Below are 17,319 nucleotides of genomic sequence, written 5' to 3'. Positions count from 1 at the left end.
GCTGCCCGTGCGAACTGGCGCAGCCTGTGCGGGTTGATGCGACGCACCGGAAGGCCCGCCCGCCATAGCGCCTTGAGCGCGGCCCGTTCATAGCCGCCGCTCGCCTCGAGACCGATCGTGTCGATCGCGCTACCCGACAGCCGCTCGATCAAGGCCGCATGACCGGCTTCGTCATTGTCGAGCGTGAACAACTCCCCTGTTTCCAGAATGGCTATGTCCAGCCGATCCTTGGCTACATCGATGCCGACATGAAGCGCAATTTGTGTCATCTTCTGATCCCTTCCTTGCTGGTGCGGGGTCGAACCCCTTGCAACCGTTCGGGCTATGGAAGATGCGGCGGAGCTCCTTGCTCATCCACGGGCTTATACCAAGGGGTGTACGGGCTTCCGTCGCAGCGGGTGATCCGGTCGTGATCCGGATCACCCGCCAGCCCAATACTGCATGATTCTAGAGACACAAGGGGTGTTCCAGCGGAGTGAAACGTAAGAAGATTGAGGGATTCTAGGCGCTTAATTCCTGAGCGTAGCGATCCTTCCAACACCCCTCATCCGCCGCCTTCGGCGACACCTTCCCCCACAAGGGGGAAGGGAAAAGTCAGCCCTCCTTCGCAGACCTGCGAATAGCGCTCGACGACAGCGAGGAGCGCGGGCCGTGAATAAAAGTCCAGGCCGGCGCCTTCATCCGCGCAAGCCTGGGCGCATCGCCTTCGTCGACGCGGGCATAGTCGAAGGTCTTGGCGACAACCGAGGACAGGAAGGACAGCGTCGCACCCGGGCGGTCGATGACAGCGATCGGGAAGGTCATGACGATCTGGCGCCAGCGCTGCCAGCGGTGGAAATCGCGAAGTGAGTCAGCACCCATGATCCAGACGAAGTCGACGCCGGGATTGCGCGCCTTGACCAGCTCCAGCGTGTCCGCAGTGAAGCGGATATGATGCGCCGCCTCGAAAGCCGTGACCTTGATTTTCGGGTTCTTGGCGATCTGCTCCGACTGAACCAGCCGGTCGGCGAGCGGCGCCAATTCCCTGGTGCTCTTCAACGGATTGCCAGGCGTCACCATCCACCACAGCTGGTCGAGCGCCAGCCGCCGCAGCGCAATCTCGGCCACCAGCGCGTGGCCGGCATGCGGCGGGTTGAACGAGCCGCCGAACAGGCCGACGGCAAGGCCCTTCTCGGCGTGGGGCATGCGCAGGTAGCGGGAGGGGATGGCGGGCTGAAGGGACGACAGCATGGTGCTAGGCACCCCCCTCTGGCCTGCCGGCCATCTCCCCCTCAAGGGGGGATATCAGCAGCTGCAGTGACGGTGACCATCTCCCAGTGCTGACGATTGGCGAAATCACAGATGACGGCCAATCTCCCCCCTTGAGGGGGAGGAGATGCCCGGCAGGGCAGAGGGGGGTGGCTGGGCGCAAACTTTCAGGCCCTTTGGGGAAAAAACGTCAAGGCCTCACCTGTCCCGACCCGCGCACGCGGTATTTGAACGAGGTCAGCTGTTCGACGCCGACCGGTCCGCGCGCATGCATCTTGCCGGTGGCGATGCCGATCTCGGCGCCCATGCCGAACTCGCCGCCATCGGCGAACTGGGTAGAGGCATTGTGCAAGAGGATCGCCGAATCGATCTCGTTGAAGAAGCGCTCCACGGCCTTTGCATCCTCGGCGATGATCGCCTCGGTGTGATGCGAGGAGAACGTCTCGATATGGTTGATGGCGCCGGCAATGCCGTCGACCAGCTTCACCGCGATGATGGCGTCGAGATATTCGGTCACCCAGTCGGCATCGGTCGCCGGCTTGGCGTCGAAGAACAGCTTCATCACTTCGAGATCGGCATGGATTTCGCAGCCGGCCGCACGCAGCGCGTCGAGGATCGGCATCAGATGGGTCGACGCCACGGCACGGTCGACCAGCAACGTCTCGGCGGCGCCGCAGACGCCGGTGCGGCGCATCTTGGCGTTGACGGCGATCTTCACCGCCATGTCGAGATTGGCCGAGCGGTCGATATAGAGATGGCAGATGCCCTCGAGATGGGCAAAGACCGGCACCCGCGCCTCGCTCTGCACGCGCCCGACCAGGCTTTTGCCGCCACGCGGAATGATGACGTCGAGATTGCCGGAGAGACCCTTCAGCATCTCGCCGACAGCAGCGCGGTCTGTGGTCGGCACCAGTTGAATGGCGTCTTCCGGCAGTCCGGCGGCCTTCAGCCCCTCGACCAGGCAGGCATGGATGGCGGCGGACGAATTGAGCGAATCCGAGCCGCCGCGCAGGATCACCGGATTGCCGGCCTTGAGGCAGAGAGCGCCGGCATCGGCCGTCACATTCGGCCGGCTCTCATAGATGACGCCGACAACGCCGAGCGGCGTGCGCACGCGCTCGATCTGCAGGCCGTTCGGCCGCTCCCAGGCAGCGATCACATCGCCGACCGGATCCTTGAGTTCGGCGATTTCACGAATGCCGTCAGCCATGGCGCGGATGCGCGCCGGATCGAGCTTCAGCCGGTCCATGAAGGAGGTGGACAAGCCCGATTCATGGCCATTCGAGACATCGATGGCGTTGGCGTCGAGAATCTCCTGCTCACGCGAAATGATCGCCTCGGCCATGGCAACGAGCGCGGCATTCTTGGCGGTGGTGGTGGCGATGGCCAACGGGCGGGCGGCGGCGCGGGCCTTGCGGCCTATCCGTGCCATCAAACTGGCTACATCTTCGCCTTGGTGTTTGTTCAGCATCTGACCGCTCCAGTGAAGCCTGGTGGATTTACACGTGGCCAGCCTTCGCGGCAATGGCCACGAATTTTGGGGAAGCACAATGAAGTGTGCCGTAATCCTCGCTGCTGTCGGCGTGATGCTCCTGCCGACGGGCCTTCACGCCGCCGATTACTGCGACGACAAGATCGAACCCGGCGAGAGCCCCGATGGCAAGGCCATGGCCATGGTAAGTTCGATGATGTCCGTCGTACTCGCCGAGCGCTATTGCGACGCGCCATCCACGCCGCTTTCCCAAGTCTACATAGTAGTTGAGGAGGTATACGGATGTGGGCCGCGTTCAAGGCTTGAAGCAGAACTCAAGAAAAGGATGGAAGAGGAGAAAGCGACAGACGCAATGATGGCCGACTCCGCCATACACGAGCTTATCGCAGATGGTACGAACCTCACCAAAGCCGAACTGGATAAGCGTGTCAAAACTGTCATTGATGGGCGGTTCGGAGGTTGTGGCGAACTTCTAAAGGTGCAGCAGGACCTTGAGGATCGTTACCGCAAGCCACCCAAATGGCCGCCTGAACCTGACAAGTAGCGCGCTCTGTCGGCCAAGCCCGGCTCACTCCGCCGCGCCGCTCACCACCAGATCGTCGCGATGGATCATCGCCGAGCGCGCCTCATATCCGAGCACGGTTTCGATCTCGGCGGTCTTCAGGCCTGCGATCCTTACGGCATCGGCGGCATCGTAGGCAACCAGCCCGCGCGCGATCTCGCGTCCCTCGGGCGACAGGATCGCCACCGTGTCGCCGCGCGAGAAATTGCCGCTAACCAGCCTGACGCCGGCCGGCAGCAGCGATTTGCCTGACAGCAGCGCGCCGATGGCGCCGGCATCGACGGTGAGCCGCCCCGCCGGTTCGAGCTGGCCGGCGATCCAGGTCTTGTAGCCCTTCACCGGATTGGCGCTTGGCCGGAAGAAAGTGGCACGCTCGCCGCGTTCGATCGCCATCAGCGGCGACAGCCGGGTGCCCGAGGTGATGATCATGGCGGTGCCGGCGGCGGTCGCAATCCTGCCGGCGTCGAGCTTGGTGCGCATGCCGCCACGCGACAGCTCCGAAGCAGCGGCTCCGGCCATCGCCTCGATATCGGGCGTGATGCGGTCGACCACGGGGATAAATTTGGCTTGCGGGTCACGCGCCGGCGGTGCGGTGTAAAGCCCGTCAATGTCGGAGAGCAGCACCAGAAGGTCGGCGCCCATCATCGTCGCCACACGCGCCGCCAGCCGGTCATTGTCACCATAGCGGATTTCGGAGGTCGCCACCGTGTCGTTCTCGTTGATGACCGGCACCGCCTTCATCTTGAGCAATGTCGAGATTGTCGCCCGCGCATTGAGGTAACGGCGGCGCTCTTCAGTGTCGCCCAGCGTCAGCAGGATCTGGCCCGATTTCAGCCCGCCCTTGCCAAGCGCATCCGACCATGCGCCGGCCAGCGCGATCTGCCCGACAGCCGCCGCCGCCTGGCTTTCCTCAAGCTTCAGTGCCCGTTTGCCGAGCCCTAAAATGGTGCGGCCGAGCGCGATGGCGCCGGACGACACGACCAGAATCTCGGCGCCGCCATTGGCCAGCACCGCAATGTCGTCGGCCAGCGAGGCCAGCCAGTCGCGCTTCAACCCGCTGGTGCGGTCGACAAGCAGGGCCGAACCGATCTTGACCGTGATGCGCCGGTATTTTTTCAGCGACTGCGCCGTCATCGTTATGAATTCCAGCGGGTCTCGACGGGAGCGGCAGCCCTGTCGCGCGCTTCGCCAACCACCGCCATTAGCGCCCGCAGCACAGCTTCGACGCCTTCGCCGGTGACCGCCGACAACAGCATCGGCGCGCGGCCCGCGGCGCGCTTCAGCGACGCGGCCTTCTTCTTGCGCTCATCCGCATCGAGGATGTCGACCTGGCTGAGCGCCACGATCTCGACCTTGTCGGTCAAGCCATTGCCATAGGCATCGAGTTCGGCGCGCACGGTCTTGTAGGCCTTGCCGGGGTTTTCCTCCTGCGCCGAGACCAGATGCAAAAGCACCCGCGTGCGCTCGACATGGCCGAGGAACCGGTCGCCGATGCCGACGCCTTCATGCGCGCCTTCGATGAGGCCCGGAATGTCGGCAATGACGAATTCGCGTGCATCGATGCGGGCGACGCCAAGGCCTGGATGCAGCGTGGTGAAGGGATAGTCGGCGATCTTCGGCTTGGCCGCGGTCACCGCCGCAAGAAAAGTCGACTTGCCGGCATTGGGCAGCCCGACCAGGCCGGCATCGGCAATCAGTTTCAGCCGCAGCCAGACATTCATCTCTTCGCCGGGCAGGCCCGGATTGGCGCGGCGCGGCGCCTGGTTGGTCGAGGTCTTGAAATGCTGGTTGCCGAAACCGCCATTGCCGCCCTTGGCCAGCAGGAAGCGCTGGCCGACCACGGTCAGGTCGCAGATCAGCGTCTCATTGTCCTCGGCAAAGACCTGGGTTCCGGCCGGCACCTTCAGGGTCACGTCGGCGCCCTTGGCGCCGGTCATGTTGCGGCCCATGCCGTGGACACCGGTCTTGGCCTTGAAATGCTGCTGGTAGCGATAGTCGATCAGCGTGTTCAGCCCGTTGACGGCTTCCAGCCAGACATCGCCGCCGCGGCCGCCGTCGCCGCCGTCGGGGCCGCCGAACTCGATGAACTTTTCGCGCCGGAACGACACCGAACCGGCGCCGCCGTCGCCGGAGCGGATATAGACCTTGGCTTGATCGAGAAATTTCATTGGACTACGCAGTTTCTGCTGTTGGCCTTGCGGCTTTGCTCTAACCTTGCGCCTTGCTCTAAACCAAGGCGGACCGAAGGGCGAGGCCGATTTGCGACTAAAGCGCCGGATGCCCTTTTGCCGGGGCAGCGGTAGCAGTGTTCGCGGGACGGAGCGCGGGGGGCGAGGGAATGAAGGTCGTCACCTATAACATCCAGTACGGCATCGGTCTCGATGGCCGCTACGATCTCGGCCGCATCACCGATGCGGTGAGCGGCGCCGACGTGATCGCGCTGCAGGAAGTGACCCGCAACAATCCGAGGAACGGCAACCGTGACATGGTGGCCGAGATCGGCGAGGCGCTGCCCGAGTATTTTGCCGCCTATGGCAGCAATTTCGAGGTCAATGTCGGTTCGCGCCTGGAAGCCGGCCGCGCCATCACCACCACCTTCCAGCTCGGCAACATGGTGCTGTCGAAGACGCCCATCCAACTGTCGCGCAATCTGCTTTTGCCGCGCAGCCGCAGCCTGGAGGCGATGAACTTCCAGCGCGGCGCGCTCGAGGCGCTGATCGAGACCCCGCTCGGCTTCGTTCGCTTCTATTCCACCCATCTCGACCATCGCAGTCCTGTTGAACGCGCCAGCCAGATCCGTTTTCTGCGCCAGCGCCTGCTGAACTATGCCCTGGAGGGCGGCGGTCTCTCCGGCATTCCCGAGATCGGCCTGCCGGACCTGCCCTATCCCGAAGCCTTCATCGTCATGGGCGACTTCAACATGCTGCCCGGCTCCTCGGAGTATGTCGAACTCGTCGGCCGCCCGGACCATGAGTTCGGCATGCCGCTGACCGCCGATCTCGCCGTCGATGTCGCCCAGCGCCTCAACGCGCCGGACATCGTCACCCGGGTCGATCCCAACCGGCCGCAAGACACAAGCCGCCACAAGCGCATCGACTACATCTTCACCTCAGCCTCGCTCGCCGGATCGCTGAAGCGCCTGTGGGTCGATCAAAAAGCCGTCGGTTCCGATCATCTCCCGGTCTGGGTCGAGATGGGTTGACGAGCGATTGTTCATCTGGCGGCGTTTTTGCGTTCGACGATCGCCATCATGATCGTATCCAGGTATTGCCCGTCGATTTTGACCGCATCGCGCTGCACGCCCTCCGTGACAAACCCGACCTTCTCGTAAAGGGAGGTAGCGCGGGCATTGTCGGAATGCACGGAAAGCTTAATGCGGACAAAGCCGATCTTACGTGCTTCCGCCAAGGCGGCATTGATAAGTCGCAGTCCCGGGCCACGTCCTCGATAGTCCGGCACAATTCCCATTCCGAGGGTGCCGCGATGAGCATGTATCTGCCGATCATGCCGTGAGATATCGCACCAACCGACAACCTCGCCACGAACAACGGCCACGAACCCTGGGTCGCCTCTCCCGATGCGGTCCAATATGAATGTCCGGGTTTGATCGAGCGGCGGCGCTTCCAGGAAAGACAGGTACTTCCGCTCACGCGCAACGATGTCGAGCGCCTGGTGAAAACTCTCGACATCGCGCGGCGTTATCGGCGCAATCGTGACCGCTTCGATATCGTTGCTATAATCAGCCATCGGCTTGACCGGCATAAACCATCAGCAGTGGACCCAATTGCGCAGGCTGATCCACGTCTTGCGATCGAGCCGGTAGCGCTCGACCGGCACCTGGCCGGCGACGATCGAGTTCAGCATGCCCTGGCCGGCATACTGGAAGCCGCATTTGTGGATGACCCGGCGCGAGGCCGGATTGATGACCCTGGTCGAAGCCTGCAGCACCTGGGTCGACGTCCGCTGGAAGGCGAGGTCGACCAGCGCGTGCGCTGCCTCCGTCGCATAGCCGCGCTTCCAGTAGGGCTCGCCGATCCAGTAGCCGAGCTCCAGTCCGCGATCGGTCATGTTGAGGCCGGCGCAGCCGACGAAAGTGTCGGTGCCGGCCAGCGTCAGCGCATAGGCAATGCCGGCGCGGCGCGATCTTGTCATGGCCAGGAAGGCGCGCGCCTCGGCCTCGCCATAGGGGTGAGGCATACGGGCCAGCATTTCGGCGACATGACGGTTGTCGGCAAGCTCGACCAGTTGCGCAATATCGGCTTCGCAGGGCGCCCGCATCACCAGCCGCTCCGTGGCCAGAACCGGGCAGTCTATCGCGTAACTTTCGTCTTCGGTGTCTTCCGCTTCGGCAACCATTTTCAGTCCTCCAGGCAAGAAAAAAGGGGAGATGGAAAACCCATCTCCCCTGATCCTTTTCCTGGCCCGATCCATTCACTGGTTGGCCAGACACCGGTTCCCGAGATGGGCGCCGGTTTTGTAGTGCGGAACCGGCTACTCCGCGGCTTTGGTAATCGGATTGACCGATACGTAGGTTCGGCCGTTGGCTTTTTTGTTGAAGGTGACTGCGCCGGTCTCAAGCGCAAAAAGGGTGTGGTCCGTGCCCATGCCGACATTGACGCCGGGATGCCAGGTGGTGCCGCGTTGACGGATGATGATGTTGCCCGGGATGACGGCTTCGCCGCCGAACTTCTTCACGCCCAGACGCTTGGAATGCGAGTCGCGACCGTTGCGCGACGAGCCGCCAGCTTTCTTGTGTGCCATCTAACTAACTCCGATGCGCCTCAAGAGGCGCTTGAATGGTCTTATGAACGCGTTCGCGTTCCGTTTCAAGTCCGATCCGGCGACCTTGTCGCCGGAAAAATTACTTCTTCGCCAGTTCCTTGGCCTGCTCGCGCCAGTCCTTGATCTGGTCGGCGCTGAAGGGCATGTGCTCGTCGATCTTGGCGACATCCTTGTCGGTCAGCTTGGCCAGCTGCGCGAAGGTGATGATGCCCTGTTCGGCCAGATCCTTGGCGGCGACCGGGCCGATGCCCTTGATCACGGTCAAATCGTCCGGCTCGCCCTTCGGCGCCTTGAACAGCGGCGCAGCTACGGCGGTCTCGGTCTTGGCCTCTGCCTTCGGGGCAGCCTCTGCCTTGGCTTCCTTCTTGGCCTTGGCTTCCTTCGGCGCGGCCTCGGCCTTCGCCTCGGGTGCGACCTCTGCCTTGGCTTCCGGCGCCTTGGCTTCGACCTTGGCTGCGGCCTTCTTGGAAGGCTTGGCGCCACCCAGCAGGATCTCGGCGATCCGCACGGTGGTCAGAAGTTGGCGGTGGCCGATCTTGCGGCGCGAATTCTGCCGGCGGCGCTTCTTGAAAGCGATGACGGTGCGGTTCTTGCCCTGCTCGACGACTTCCGCCGTGACCAGAGCGCCATCGACGAACGGTGCGCCGAAGGTGACATTTTCGCCCTCGCCATGGGCGAGAACGCTGCCGATTTCGACGATATCGCCGACATTGGCTTCGAGCTTTTCGATCTTCAGGAGATCGTTGGCGGCAACGCGATACTGCTTACCGCCCGTTTTAATGACTGCGAACATTTTTTGCCTTTCGCTGTTCGGTCGGCCTTGATGAACCGCCTCTGGCGGTTCGGCCGTCTTTTTGTCAGTCTGCGGGTTCAAAAAACAAGCGGCGCGGAAGAACCCTCCACGCCGATTGCGCGCTTCCCCTAACCGAAGGTTCGGGTGAAGTCAAGGCAAACGGCCCGATTCCCTCCTGTTCCGGTCCTTGCTCCAGTGCACGGCTCGGCGGCGCCTGTCGACGCCGCCAATGAGGAAGCTGAATTTCCCCGCGGATTTGGCCTTGTAACCTGCCCGCCCAGCCGTTATCTAGTGCGCCGCGCCGGCAACGGCCGACCATGACCGCGGAGAGGTGGCAGAGTGGTCGAATGCACCGCACTCGAAATGCGGCATGGGTGCAAGCCCATCGGGGGTTCGAATCCCTCCCTCTCCGCCAGATTTCTCTCCTAATAGATTGATTTTGCAGGATAGTTGTCGACATCACTTGTCTCCTTCCCAATGCGTTTCCCAAGGAAAATGCAACCGAAGGAGACATGGATTATGCACCGCTTTTCTGACCAGACTGAAGGCCCGATCGTCGGGAGGTTCTCTCGTCGCGCCCTCCTTGGCGCCCTCACTTCCATCCCGGCCATAGGAGCCGCAACCGCGGCAGCGGGAGCGGTTTCGAGCATTCCCCCTACCCAACCGCCGGAACCCATAGAGGAGCGAGTCACGCGCCTCGCAGGCGAGCTTTCTGCCGCACTGGAAGGTATGCACGGCAGGGAGTGGCGGGTTACCGTCGATCATTCGGTCTGCTTCGCGCTCATCGTGCAGCACCGGAGGCCGTCATGAACGCCGCCGCCCCACTCATCAACCCCGCCGGAGAGAAGATCCGATTCACTGATCTGGAGCCGCTGATCTGTGACGCCGCCAACATGGTCGATGTTCTGTTGGAAAACTGCGAGACGCATTTCGCCAAGTCCGACGACGCCAGCATCATCATCACGGCAACGGAGGCGAATCGCGTTTTCTTCATCGCCAGTCAGGCTGAATTATTGGTCGGCAAGGTGAAGAAAGCCTATTACGAGGCTTGGGACAACGAACGCGGCGAAGGCGGCTTGCCCATCGCTGGTCAACTCGGCACCTTGATCGCCGCGCATGTGGTGGCTCTGGCGGCATATGATGCCACGCCCGGCGATGACCCTAAGTCGCCGGCCGTGGCGCGGGCCAACGCGCTCGTTACCAAGACACGCCAAGCCTTGTTCGATCATCGGCCGACGAACATGGCCGAAGCGGCGCGCAAGGGCGAGTTCATGGCATCATGCAGGACGTTCATCGAATGGGACGACTTTGATCAGGTCCAGTTGATCAACGCTCTGACGCCGAAAGAGCGTCCCTAATCATTCCGCACGCGAAACGATCGAGCCCGCTGCCTCACGGTGGCGGGCTTTTTGTGTTTCACCCATCAACTCGGGGATCTTTGATGGCCGTGAACTTCTCTACTCCCGGCGTCCATCCCATCGGTAGGCGCCAGCCATCTCCTTTTTGCGAGGTAAGAATGCGCTGCTTGGTCGTTATCCACCATCGGATTGTCAGAGCGGCTTTACCGAAGCGCTTCAGTTCTGGCCAACCATGCGATGGCCAGATCGAGATCAGCCCAGATTCAATGTAAGCGATCAGGTTCTCGGGTTTTTGAAGAATATTATGGTCGCCAGAAATCATCGCGACCCCACCCTCAGCCGCGAATTTAAACATCCAGTCGGGATCAGCTATGCCCGCTTGATAGTCTTCGTGGACAGACCCGAGTTCGATTGATGAGTCATTTTCGAGAGCTCGCAGCGCCCTGACAATTTTTGGCGATACATTGGCGTCGAACTTTATCTTCAAGCCGCAGCCAGCCTCGTCTCGAACGCTATTGCTTGGGAAACTCGAGCGATGTCGGTCTCATACCAGGATGCGACCTCGTTTAAGTCCCCCTCTGCCAGATACGCCGCAGCGAGCGTTTCTGTCGGAATGAACGCTCGGTCGACCACCGGCCGCCCCATCGCGTACTTGGGATCGATGATGACATTTGGAAATTCGTGGAATGGAACCATTCGAACAGCAAGGTCGTGTTCATAGACCACGCTATCGAACAGGGAGGGTTCGACCACGCTCGGAAAAGCCCATTCATCTGTCATTATGTCGAGCAGTTTCCGTTCTTCGTCATCGGCCGCGAACTCCAGCATTATGCGTTGCCGTCGGTCCTGAATCTCCGCTCCGTCGCAAAGGGATTGTCGAGTTCATAGTCCTTTCGGAGTTTCTTAGCGGCCTTCCTGATTGTTTGGAGCGATAACCCATGCTTCCGGAACCGAGCAACGAAACGGCTCTCGACAAGAGCCAAAAAGGGCATGACGAGCCTGCCCTTAATAGGTTCGAAGGGTGTAAGGATGGCCGGCTGAAGGCGTGTGGATTTTGACGGACGAAACCACTCCCCGACACGAGCCGCGCTCATGTCGGTTAGCTTCGCGGCGAACGCGACAGGGTAGACACCCTGATGAACGGCACGTTGCCAATCCATGACCATACCCATCTTGCCGGCAGAATGTTTAGTACGCCTTGTAAATAGGTGAACTGTGGTCGAGTTAACAAAAATCAATCCCTACACGCCAATAGCCCGCCAGCGCGCGTTTTCTACCTGCCGCCCTTCGCCTTCGCGTGGTGGCCCTTGCCCATGCCGACGACCTTGTCGGAGTCCGGCGCGTAGATAAGCCCCACCTTCCTGCCGCCGCATTTGGTGCAGCGCAGCTTGGCTCAAGGTCATCCGCCATTGCCGGCGCGACCGGACCAAAGCCGGGGGCGCGGGACCACCTAGATTTGGAAATCACCGGCGAGGGGAGTATAATTATCGCGGGTGGATGGCCAAAGGGAGGAATGGGCATGCACGCAATCGTAAGAACCTATTCTGGCAAGGGAGCGAAAGAGCTTTTCGACGTGCTGGAGAAGCGCAAGACGGACGTTGAGAGCCTCATAAGGTCGGTGAAGGGATTTGTGAGTTACTCGCTCATCCGCACGGCAGATGGCGGCATTTCCGTTACGGTCTGCAGTAACAAGGCCGGCACGGATGAAAGCCTCCAGAAAGCGAGAGACTGGATCAAGGAGAACGCGTCCAACACTGGCGTCGGCGCACCCGCAGTCTCTGAGGGCTCGATCGTTCTTCAATTGAAGTAGCGCTATTAGCCGCGCGGCCTCAGTTGGCGGCCTCGCAGGGAGACGTGCGCGCCTTGGTGGGCGTCATGGCCCTCGACTTGGCCGCGATCGCGAAGCTTCACCAGGTCGAGCGCCTAGTTGTGGTTGCATGGCGAACGGTCGCAATGCGCCGTCACCGTCATTGTCGCGTCGATCAGCGATTGGAACGTCCAGCCTTTGCCCATGCGGCCGGTATAGCGCGGTGCCTGGAGCCTCGCCAGACTGCATGGTTGAGGCGTATAATTCGACAGCCGGCACCCCTCCTTCGCCGGCTAGGCCCAGTGGTCAAAACCCCCAGCCCCCCGCCCTTGGCCGCTGGGCCGCTACTAACCCCGCCAGCGAGCGGTCCGCGGCACAGGCCCTTTGAGTTTCCGCTTGCCCGCATCATGAAGTTCGAGGAATATAATCCTCGTTGCGGCGATCCCTCAAACGGAGTTCGCTACCATGGCCAGAACCAAACCTTCCAAAGAGCTTTCACAGGCCGAAATCGAGCGCTTCCTGGCGGCAGCCGGAGCGCTGCACAAGAGCATCGTCGGTCCCCTCCTGGCGTACCACAGCGAGCACTACCAAGCGCTTCTTGAGGTCCACGGACCGCTGCTGAAGTCGATCGAGACCATCACTGGCAAGCGGGCGCCGTTCATCCAGCCGAACATGACAGGGCCGGTAAAGCCGCCTACGGTTGGGCAGCGCCGGGTTTCGAGTCCGTAGCGAAAGCGTGCAGCGCCATCCTTAGGTCGTCTGGACTATCGATGCCGCCGCTGAAAAGAGCGATCAGGCGGCGTGCCAAATGCTCCCGCGCCGGGTGCGTGCCTTCAATCCCGGCTTGCTCGCAATAATCGTCCAGAATTCTGGTGAGGGTCGCTAATTGGACTTCGTCAGCTATTCCGCGAAAGGGCATCTCGCATCTCCCTATAGGGCGAAAGCGTGATCTACTCTTTCAAGCGCTCGTTGCCGTGCAGATCGAGCGACAGGGGGATTGTACGCTTTCGACCAGGATTAGCGAGTCAATTCCCGCGGCGGGTCATGGATTGCTTCACTCAGCTAAGCCGGCATCGTGGTGCACGATCGCATCGAGGATGGCCTCATAAACGCTGCCAGTGTCTTCCTCAATCTCGGTGCTGCTGATGCCTATTGCCTTTGCGTCAGCGAAGAGTTTTTGAGTGAGCTCGGCAACGGAGATGATATCGGCGCCGACGGTCTCGGGGACGTTGGCCGAAATCCACTTATGAAGGAAGTTCGTGCCGCGTATGCTCATTCGGCCATAAGCCGGAAGCAGACGTTAGGTTCCAAGCGGCCGGACCGCAGCATCATCAAGCTCCGCTTCCAGCTGGTCGCTGATTAGGCTCGGTCTTCCCGCCGGCAAAGAGCTCAGCCTGACGGGCGCCCCTATGGCTGAAGCAGGGCAGCACCATATTGCGCCCACAACTGCTCGCAGTCTTTTGCCCTCAGGCTTGGCGTTCCCGGTTCGCCATAGAAGACCATCGCTGCGTGGACGTCATATCCAAGCACCGACGCATTGGCGACGAACTGGATGGCGTCCCCGAGGTGAGTGGCACCGAACTTGGCTTCCGTTTGGTTGGTGAGATCAAGCACCCCAAGAATTTCCGCGTCGTTATTCCTGGCAGCCAACACCGCATCTACAGCCGCAAGCATATCAGCCTCCGCTAATATGTTAACCTCGCAAGAGCGGACTTTGTTCCTCACCAAAACTGACCTGCATGCGCTCAGACCGCAAAGGTGGACGCGGCCGTCGCCTTCGGACGTTGGCTCATATATGCTTAGCGGAACGCATGGGAGGGAAGGATGCGTGTCACAAGCCTGTATTTCCTATCAGCCGGCCTCACGATGCCAGTTGCTCCTTTCGCTGAAGGCGAAGTATCGGTGGAACGAGGGTTGCAGGTATCAATCATGGGCGGTTGTCACGATTGCCATACCGAAGGCTACAGCGAATCAGAAGGCAAGATTGATCCTGAAAAGGCATTAATGGGGCAGCTCGGTTGGCTGGCGCGGTCCCTGGGGCACGACCTATGCGACCAATCTTCGGATAGATGCTTCGGCAATGACCGAGAGTGGATTCGTAGGGATGCTGAAGCGCATTAGGACGTCTCCACCGATGCCCTGGTACAATCTTCGAGCGATGGAGGAGAGCGATATGAAATCGCTCTATCAATACATTAGGTCGCTCGGCAAACACGGGAAGCCAGCCCCGAGCCGCATTCGCTCTGATAAAGAGCCGACGACGCCGTACGTCCAACTTGTACCACCCCAAATGCCGAAGAACTGACAAATATGCCCAGAGCGGAGTGAAAGAACGGCGCCCGGCATAGCTAATCCTCTTCCCGAAAATCCTGCAGCGAAGCATGGCGCAGGTCATCCTCGCCGCGGAGATGCTTCACACGACCAATCAGGCCCGGCTTGACCCACTGCGTTGCCGGCCGCTTCATGCCTCTGGGCGCCGGTCCGGCATGCTCCTGGACACGCTTAGCCGCTCACGGATGGCGCGGCTCGAGTTGATGAAAGCGCTTCCGACATACTGGCCAGTCTTACGATCAGCCATCAGCGCAAAGGCAGGTTTCCCAGCCTCGCGCTCTATGCCGAGAAGATCGAACTCGCCGATCGCATAGCATTTCGCCTTCAGCCAGTTGGTCGACGTTCCGCTTCGATACCGACTGTCCTTGCGTTTCGACACGACGCCTTCGAGCCCGGCTTGGTCGACGAGGTGAAAGACCGCGGCGCCGGTGCCCGGCAGAGCTTCGCTGAATTGGATGCGACTGCCTTTCGGGATCATCTCGGCCAGGATCTCGCGACGGTCCTCCAGCGGCATGTCCCGCAGATCGTGGCCGTTTAGGTGGAGAAGATCGAACGCCACGAAATACAGGTCATGCTGCCGGCGGGTGATCGCCTTGCGCAACTCGCCGAAGTCGGACAGGCCAGCCTCATTCAGGACGATGATCTCGCCGTCGATAATGGCGCTCTCGACATCAAGCGCAGATCCGGCCGCGGCTAGATCACGGTATTTCGACGTCCAGTCGAGCCCACGGCGGGTGTAGATCCGCGTCCCGTCCTCGTCGATGATCATCTGGGAACGGTAGCCGTCGAACTTCACTTCGTGAATCCAGTCCTCGCCCTCGGGAGGCTTCTCCACAAGGTTCGGCATCAACGGCTCGACGAACTTCAAACGCATGCGCTGACCCACACCCGGCGGATTCAATTAGCATGCGCTTAAATAGTTCCGGAACATTTGAGACGAATTGCATGTTTCAATGGTTATGAAGATCGAAGCCGACGAATGCCGGGCAGCGCTGACGCTCATCCGGCGCACAATCGAGGATCACTGCCGCCTGGCGTGCTGCCGAGCGAAGAGATGGTCAATGGTCTCTATGGGCCGGGGCTCATGGACGAGGCGGAAGCATTGGCGGCTGCCATCGTCGCAACTATCGACCAGATGCAATTGCGCGTGATGGTGAAACCGCCGTCCCCAGCATCAAATAGTTAGGCCAAGGAAGCCGCCTGAACGCGTTTCCACCGGCCGCTGCCCCAATGCCGCGCGGTGCCCGCTTGGGGCATCATCAAATGCCAAGGGGCTTTCCACCCTTTTGTGGCGTCATTCGTTCATTTGGTTGTGTTCCGCCTGTACTAGCGGGCGCGTATATCTCCCATCAGCCGGCGCCGCCATCTTGATGCCCCTGCCGGTTAGGCCCGGTGCTTACTGGCCTACCCGCCCCAAGTGCCGGGCCGCTGCTTTCGATAAGTGCCTCAAGTTCACCAAGCGTAATTTCAATCTGGTATCGGTATTTCGAATCATCCGAGTAAATGCCCTCGGCTTCGATCGTTATCACCGGGCCGCCTGTTCCAGGTTTGACATCGCCATCAATCAACGGTCGATCGAAGATGGTTCGAGAAGTTCCTTCCCGTTTGGCAGGCCTGACGAGCATCCGCATTTGCTTTACCCCGTTCCGTCGTTTCGCGATGAAGTGGCGGCCCCTCACCCCCCAACACATTCTGCTCCATGCAATTGCGGTGCCAAGTGACTGATCCAATATGGGCCATGCGAGGGGGTCATCCGTGATCGTTTGCCCTGCTGACTTTACGCACGAGTTGCTTATCCACCCAGTCCTGAATTGGTCGGTCGGGGTTGCGACTACGCCAAGCAACCGGCGCACTCGGATTTGAACCTACATGGAGTGCCAAATCTGTGAGCGACGGGAATGTCTTCTTGACCCCGTCGATTGTCACGGTAACCGGAACTAAAACCCCGCTCGGCATTGCCGCTACCCCTCGCTGCTGCGACAACAACCCGCCGCTCCATTCACGGCAGCGGCGGGCCTGGTTTGCTCGGGCCGTTGGACACCCGGCGCATTCCAACCTTCAGAGTGCGTAGTTGTTCCAGGCTGTCTGGCGCATCAGACCTTTGCGCCATGGTCAAAGACCTTAGCCCCACTTGCATGGGAGCCTCACCAGCGCGCGTTGTGGCTGACCGATGTCCTACAGCGCAGAACCTTGCCGCGCGTCCTGGCGCCCGCCTGTGGCCAGCCGCATGCATTGCGAAGCCATACCGCGGGAAAGGCCTTCCTGCTTGTCGAGCCAAGGCCCGAAATGACCATGGGGCAATGACGCCTTGTTGCGCAGAAGCCAGCGGCCGATCGCTATCTTCTGATCGATCGATAGGTGGCCGCGGGGAATTGCTCGAGTATCGGCCGGCTCGGGATCTGCCGGCGGCACGACATTGCTCGGCGACATCAACGCCAAGTAGGCCTTGTGCACCTCCTGCTGTTTGTCGGGCAGGAGCTTGTTGAACTGGCGCACCGTCATACCGCAACCGATCGCCAGCACAGCGGTATGGCGCTTCTCGCCGCGAAGGCGCCCCAGCCGCTGGCTCTGCCATTGGTTTGGCAGCCGATAGGTGCCGACGCCTTCGATCTCGACTTCGGTGAAGGGTGTCCTTGCCAGCATGCCGCGCCTCACCGTGGAGAACGTGGCGGATATTGCATAAGTCTCGACTTATAGGCAAGCTCGGCCGGTCTCAGTGCGGCAATGCACTCATGACGATGACGACGAGCGCCGCTGCTACCAACGCCAGGACTATCGCAGCGAGCCGGATGCGCTTCACCCAGCCTCGGCGTCCATGTCGTCGCGTGGCCGTCGCCGCATCGTAGGCGCTGTACATGCGACGGCCATCCTCCCCGTAACGATCGGCGTTCGGATAGACCTTATGCGGCTTTCGTCTCGGCTTCAGCATGGCTGTTTCCCCCTGCC

24 protein-coding genes and 1 tRNA gene are annotated in these 17,319 nt (G+C 61.1%); 8 read left to right on the top strand and 17 right to left on the bottom strand.

What is annotated here, in order from left to right; genetic code table 11:
* From JQK88_RS29895 to JQK88_RS29885, 3 genes are all read right to left on the bottom strand, one after another.
* Positions 1 to 269, bottom strand: a 269-nt coding sequence (locus tag JQK88_RS29895; protein ID WP_203280323.1) for an IS110 family transposase, incomplete at its 3' end; no start/stop codon positions are given.
* A gap of 325 nt (positions 270 to 594) precedes the next feature.
* Positions 595 to 1,230 (bottom strand): nicotinate-nucleotide adenylyltransferase, encoded by a 636-nt coding sequence (locus JQK88_RS29890; RefSeq protein ID WP_203280322.1) that lies wholly within the window; start codon positions 1,228 to 1,230, stop codon positions 595 to 597.
* Between the two features lie 208 nt (positions 1,231 to 1,438).
* The gene (locus JQK88_RS29885) at positions 1,439 to 2,719 is read right to left on the bottom strand and encodes a glutamate-5-semialdehyde dehydrogenase (protein WP_203280321.1); all 1,281 of its coding nucleotides are present in this window, start codon (positions 2,717 to 2,719) and stop codon (positions 1,439 to 1,441) included.
* A 79-nt stretch (positions 2,720 to 2,798) separates the two neighbouring features.
* Between JQK88_RS29885 and JQK88_RS29880 the strand changes: the two genes are divergently transcribed.
* Complete coding sequence (locus tag JQK88_RS29880) at positions 2,799 to 3,284, top strand: hypothetical protein (RefSeq protein ID WP_203280320.1); 486 nt, start codon at positions 2,799 to 2,801, stop codon at positions 3,282 to 3,284.
* A 24-nt stretch (positions 3,285 to 3,308) separates the two neighbouring features.
* Here JQK88_RS29880 and proB read toward each other — a convergent pair whose 3' ends face one another.
* Together proB and obgE are read right to left on the bottom strand one after the other, a co-directional pair.
* Positions 3,309 to 4,436 carry a glutamate 5-kinase gene (gene proB / locus JQK88_RS29875; protein ID WP_203280319.1) on the bottom strand — a complete coding sequence of 376 codons (1,128 nt, stop codon included), beginning with the start codon at positions 4,434 to 4,436 and terminating at the stop codon, positions 3,309 to 3,311.
* A gap of 2 nt (positions 4,437 to 4,438) precedes the next feature.
* Positions 4,439 to 5,470 (bottom strand): GTPase ObgE, encoded by a 1,032-nt coding sequence (gene obgE, locus JQK88_RS29870; RefSeq protein WP_192252524.1) that lies wholly within the window; start codon positions 5,468 to 5,470, stop codon positions 4,439 to 4,441.
* Positions 5,471 to 5,640: 170 nt separating this feature from the next.
* Here obgE and JQK88_RS29865 point away from each other — a divergent pair, with 170 nt between their 5' ends.
* On the top strand, positions 5,641 to 6,504 hold the full coding sequence (locus JQK88_RS29865) for an endonuclease/exonuclease/phosphatase family protein (RefSeq protein WP_192252527.1): 864 nt from the start codon (positions 5,641 to 5,643) through the stop codon (positions 6,502 to 6,504).
* Positions 6,505 to 6,515: 11 nt separating this feature from the next.
* On the opposite strand, the gene JQK88_RS29860 is transcribed toward JQK88_RS29865, so the two are convergent.
* The 4 genes from JQK88_RS29860 to JQK88_RS29845 form a co-directional block, all read right to left on the bottom strand.
* A complete protein-coding gene (locus JQK88_RS29860) occupies positions 6,516 to 7,064 on the bottom strand; it encodes a GNAT family N-acetyltransferase (RefSeq protein WP_246750108.1) in 549 nt (182 codons plus the stop codon).
* Between the two features lie 6 nt (positions 7,065 to 7,070).
* On the bottom strand, positions 7,071 to 7,658 hold the full coding sequence (locus tag JQK88_RS29855) for a GNAT family N-acetyltransferase (protein WP_203280318.1): 588 nt from the start codon (positions 7,656 to 7,658) through the stop codon (positions 7,071 to 7,073).
* Positions 7,659 to 7,793: 135 nt separating this feature from the next.
* Positions 7,794 to 8,063 (bottom strand): 50S ribosomal protein L27, encoded by a 270-nt coding sequence (rpmA, locus tag JQK88_RS29850; RefSeq protein ID WP_015315190.1) that lies wholly within the window; start codon positions 8,061 to 8,063, stop codon positions 7,794 to 7,796.
* A 100-nt stretch (positions 8,064 to 8,163) separates the two neighbouring features.
* Complete coding sequence (locus JQK88_RS29845) at positions 8,164 to 8,877, bottom strand: 50S ribosomal protein L21 (RefSeq protein ID WP_203280317.1); 714 nt, start codon at positions 8,875 to 8,877, stop codon at positions 8,164 to 8,166.
* A gap of 325 nt (positions 8,878 to 9,202) precedes the next feature.
* Between JQK88_RS29845 and JQK88_RS29840 the strand changes: the two genes are divergently transcribed.
* Positions 9,203 to 9,292 (top strand) — tRNA-Ser (locus JQK88_RS29840).
* Between the two features lie 391 nt (positions 9,293 to 9,683).
* Positions 9,684 to 10,235: a hypothetical protein gene (locus JQK88_RS29835; RefSeq protein ID WP_203280316.1), complete on the top strand. Its 552-nt coding sequence runs from the start codon at positions 9,684 to 9,686 to the stop codon at positions 10,233 to 10,235.
* A 58-nt stretch (positions 10,236 to 10,293) separates the two neighbouring features.
* Here the strand turns inward: JQK88_RS29835 and JQK88_RS29830 are convergent, their stop codons facing one another.
* On the bottom strand, positions 10,294 to 10,722 hold the full coding sequence (locus JQK88_RS29830) for a PIN-like domain-containing protein (RefSeq protein WP_192252534.1): 429 nt from the start codon (positions 10,720 to 10,722) through the stop codon (positions 10,294 to 10,296).
* Complete coding sequence (locus JQK88_RS29825; protein WP_192252536.1) at positions 10,719 to 11,063, bottom strand: hypothetical protein; 345 nt, start codon at positions 11,061 to 11,063, stop codon at positions 10,719 to 10,721. Before JQK88_RS29825 ends, JQK88_RS29830 begins: the two co-directional genes overlap by 4 nt.
* A 691-nt stretch (positions 11,064 to 11,754) precedes the next feature.
* Between JQK88_RS29825 and JQK88_RS29820 the strand changes: the two genes are divergently transcribed.
* Both JQK88_RS29820 and JQK88_RS29815 read left to right on the top strand, forming a co-directional pair.
* Positions 11,755 to 12,045, top strand: coding sequence for a hypothetical protein (locus JQK88_RS29820; protein ID WP_192252538.1), 291 nt, complete (start codon positions 11,755 to 11,757; stop codon positions 12,043 to 12,045).
* Between the two features lie 462 nt (positions 12,046 to 12,507).
* The gene (locus tag JQK88_RS29815) at positions 12,508 to 12,771 is read left to right on the top strand and encodes a hypothetical protein (RefSeq protein WP_192252540.1); all 264 of its coding nucleotides are present in this window, start codon (positions 12,508 to 12,510) and stop codon (positions 12,769 to 12,771) included.
* 325 nt (positions 12,772 to 13,096) lie between these two features.
* On the opposite strand, the gene JQK88_RS29810 is transcribed toward JQK88_RS29815, so the two are convergent.
* Both JQK88_RS29810 and JQK88_RS29805 read right to left on the bottom strand, forming a co-directional pair.
* The gene (locus JQK88_RS29810) at positions 13,097 to 13,318 is read right to left on the bottom strand and encodes a DUF768 domain-containing protein (RefSeq protein WP_192252542.1); all 222 of its coding nucleotides are present in this window, start codon (positions 13,316 to 13,318) and stop codon (positions 13,097 to 13,099) included.
* 131 nt (positions 13,319 to 13,449) lie between these two features.
* Positions 13,450 to 13,716 (bottom strand): hypothetical protein, encoded by a 267-nt coding sequence (locus JQK88_RS29805; RefSeq protein WP_192252544.1) that lies wholly within the window; start codon positions 13,714 to 13,716, stop codon positions 13,450 to 13,452.
* A gap of 150 nt (positions 13,717 to 13,866) precedes the next feature.
* On the opposite strand from JQK88_RS29805, the gene JQK88_RS29800 reads away from it, so the two are divergent.
* On the top strand, positions 13,867 to 14,163 hold the full coding sequence (locus JQK88_RS29800; RefSeq protein ID WP_203280315.1) for a hypothetical protein: 297 nt from the start codon (positions 13,867 to 13,869) through the stop codon (positions 14,161 to 14,163).
* Positions 14,164 to 14,503: 340 nt separating this feature from the next.
* Here JQK88_RS29800 and JQK88_RS29795 read toward each other — a convergent pair whose 3' ends face one another.
* Positions 14,504 to 15,247, bottom strand: a complete 744-nt coding sequence (locus tag JQK88_RS29795) for an ATP-dependent DNA ligase (RefSeq protein WP_376740474.1) — start codon at positions 15,245 to 15,247, stop codon at positions 14,504 to 14,506.
* Between the two features lie 105 nt (positions 15,248 to 15,352).
* Between JQK88_RS29795 and JQK88_RS29790 the strand changes: the two genes are divergently transcribed.
* A complete protein-coding gene (locus JQK88_RS29790) occupies positions 15,353 to 15,559 on the top strand; it encodes a hypothetical protein (RefSeq protein ID WP_246501593.1) in 207 nt (68 codons plus the stop codon).
* Between the two features lie 163 nt (positions 15,560 to 15,722).
* Here JQK88_RS29790 and JQK88_RS29785 read toward each other — a convergent pair whose 3' ends face one another.
* The 3 genes from JQK88_RS29785 to JQK88_RS29775 all read right to left on the bottom strand — a co-directional run bounded on the left by JQK88_RS29785 (position 15,723) and on the right by JQK88_RS29775 (position 17,302).
* The gene (locus JQK88_RS29785; RefSeq protein WP_192252550.1) at positions 15,723 to 16,004 is read right to left on the bottom strand and encodes a hypothetical protein; all 282 of its coding nucleotides are present in this window, start codon (positions 16,002 to 16,004) and stop codon (positions 15,723 to 15,725) included.
* Positions 16,005 to 16,548: 544 nt separating this feature from the next.
* Positions 16,549 to 17,016 carry a DUF3102 domain-containing protein gene (locus tag JQK88_RS29780; protein ID WP_203280314.1) on the bottom strand — a complete coding sequence of 156 codons (468 nt, stop codon included), beginning with the start codon at positions 17,014 to 17,016 and terminating at the stop codon, positions 16,549 to 16,551.
* 70 nt (positions 17,017 to 17,086) lie between these two features.
* Positions 17,087 to 17,302, bottom strand: coding sequence for a hypothetical protein (locus JQK88_RS29775; RefSeq protein WP_203280313.1), 216 nt, complete (start codon positions 17,300 to 17,302; stop codon positions 17,087 to 17,089).
* Between the last annotated feature and the right edge of the window lie 17 nt (positions 17,303 to 17,319).

The sequence above is a fragment of the Mesorhizobium caraganae genome (assembly GCF_016836705.1).
Classification (GTDB): domain Bacteria; phylum Pseudomonadota; class Alphaproteobacteria; order Rhizobiales; family Rhizobiaceae; genus Mesorhizobium; species Mesorhizobium caraganae.
This window is presented reverse-complemented; position numbering and strand designations above follow the sequence as displayed.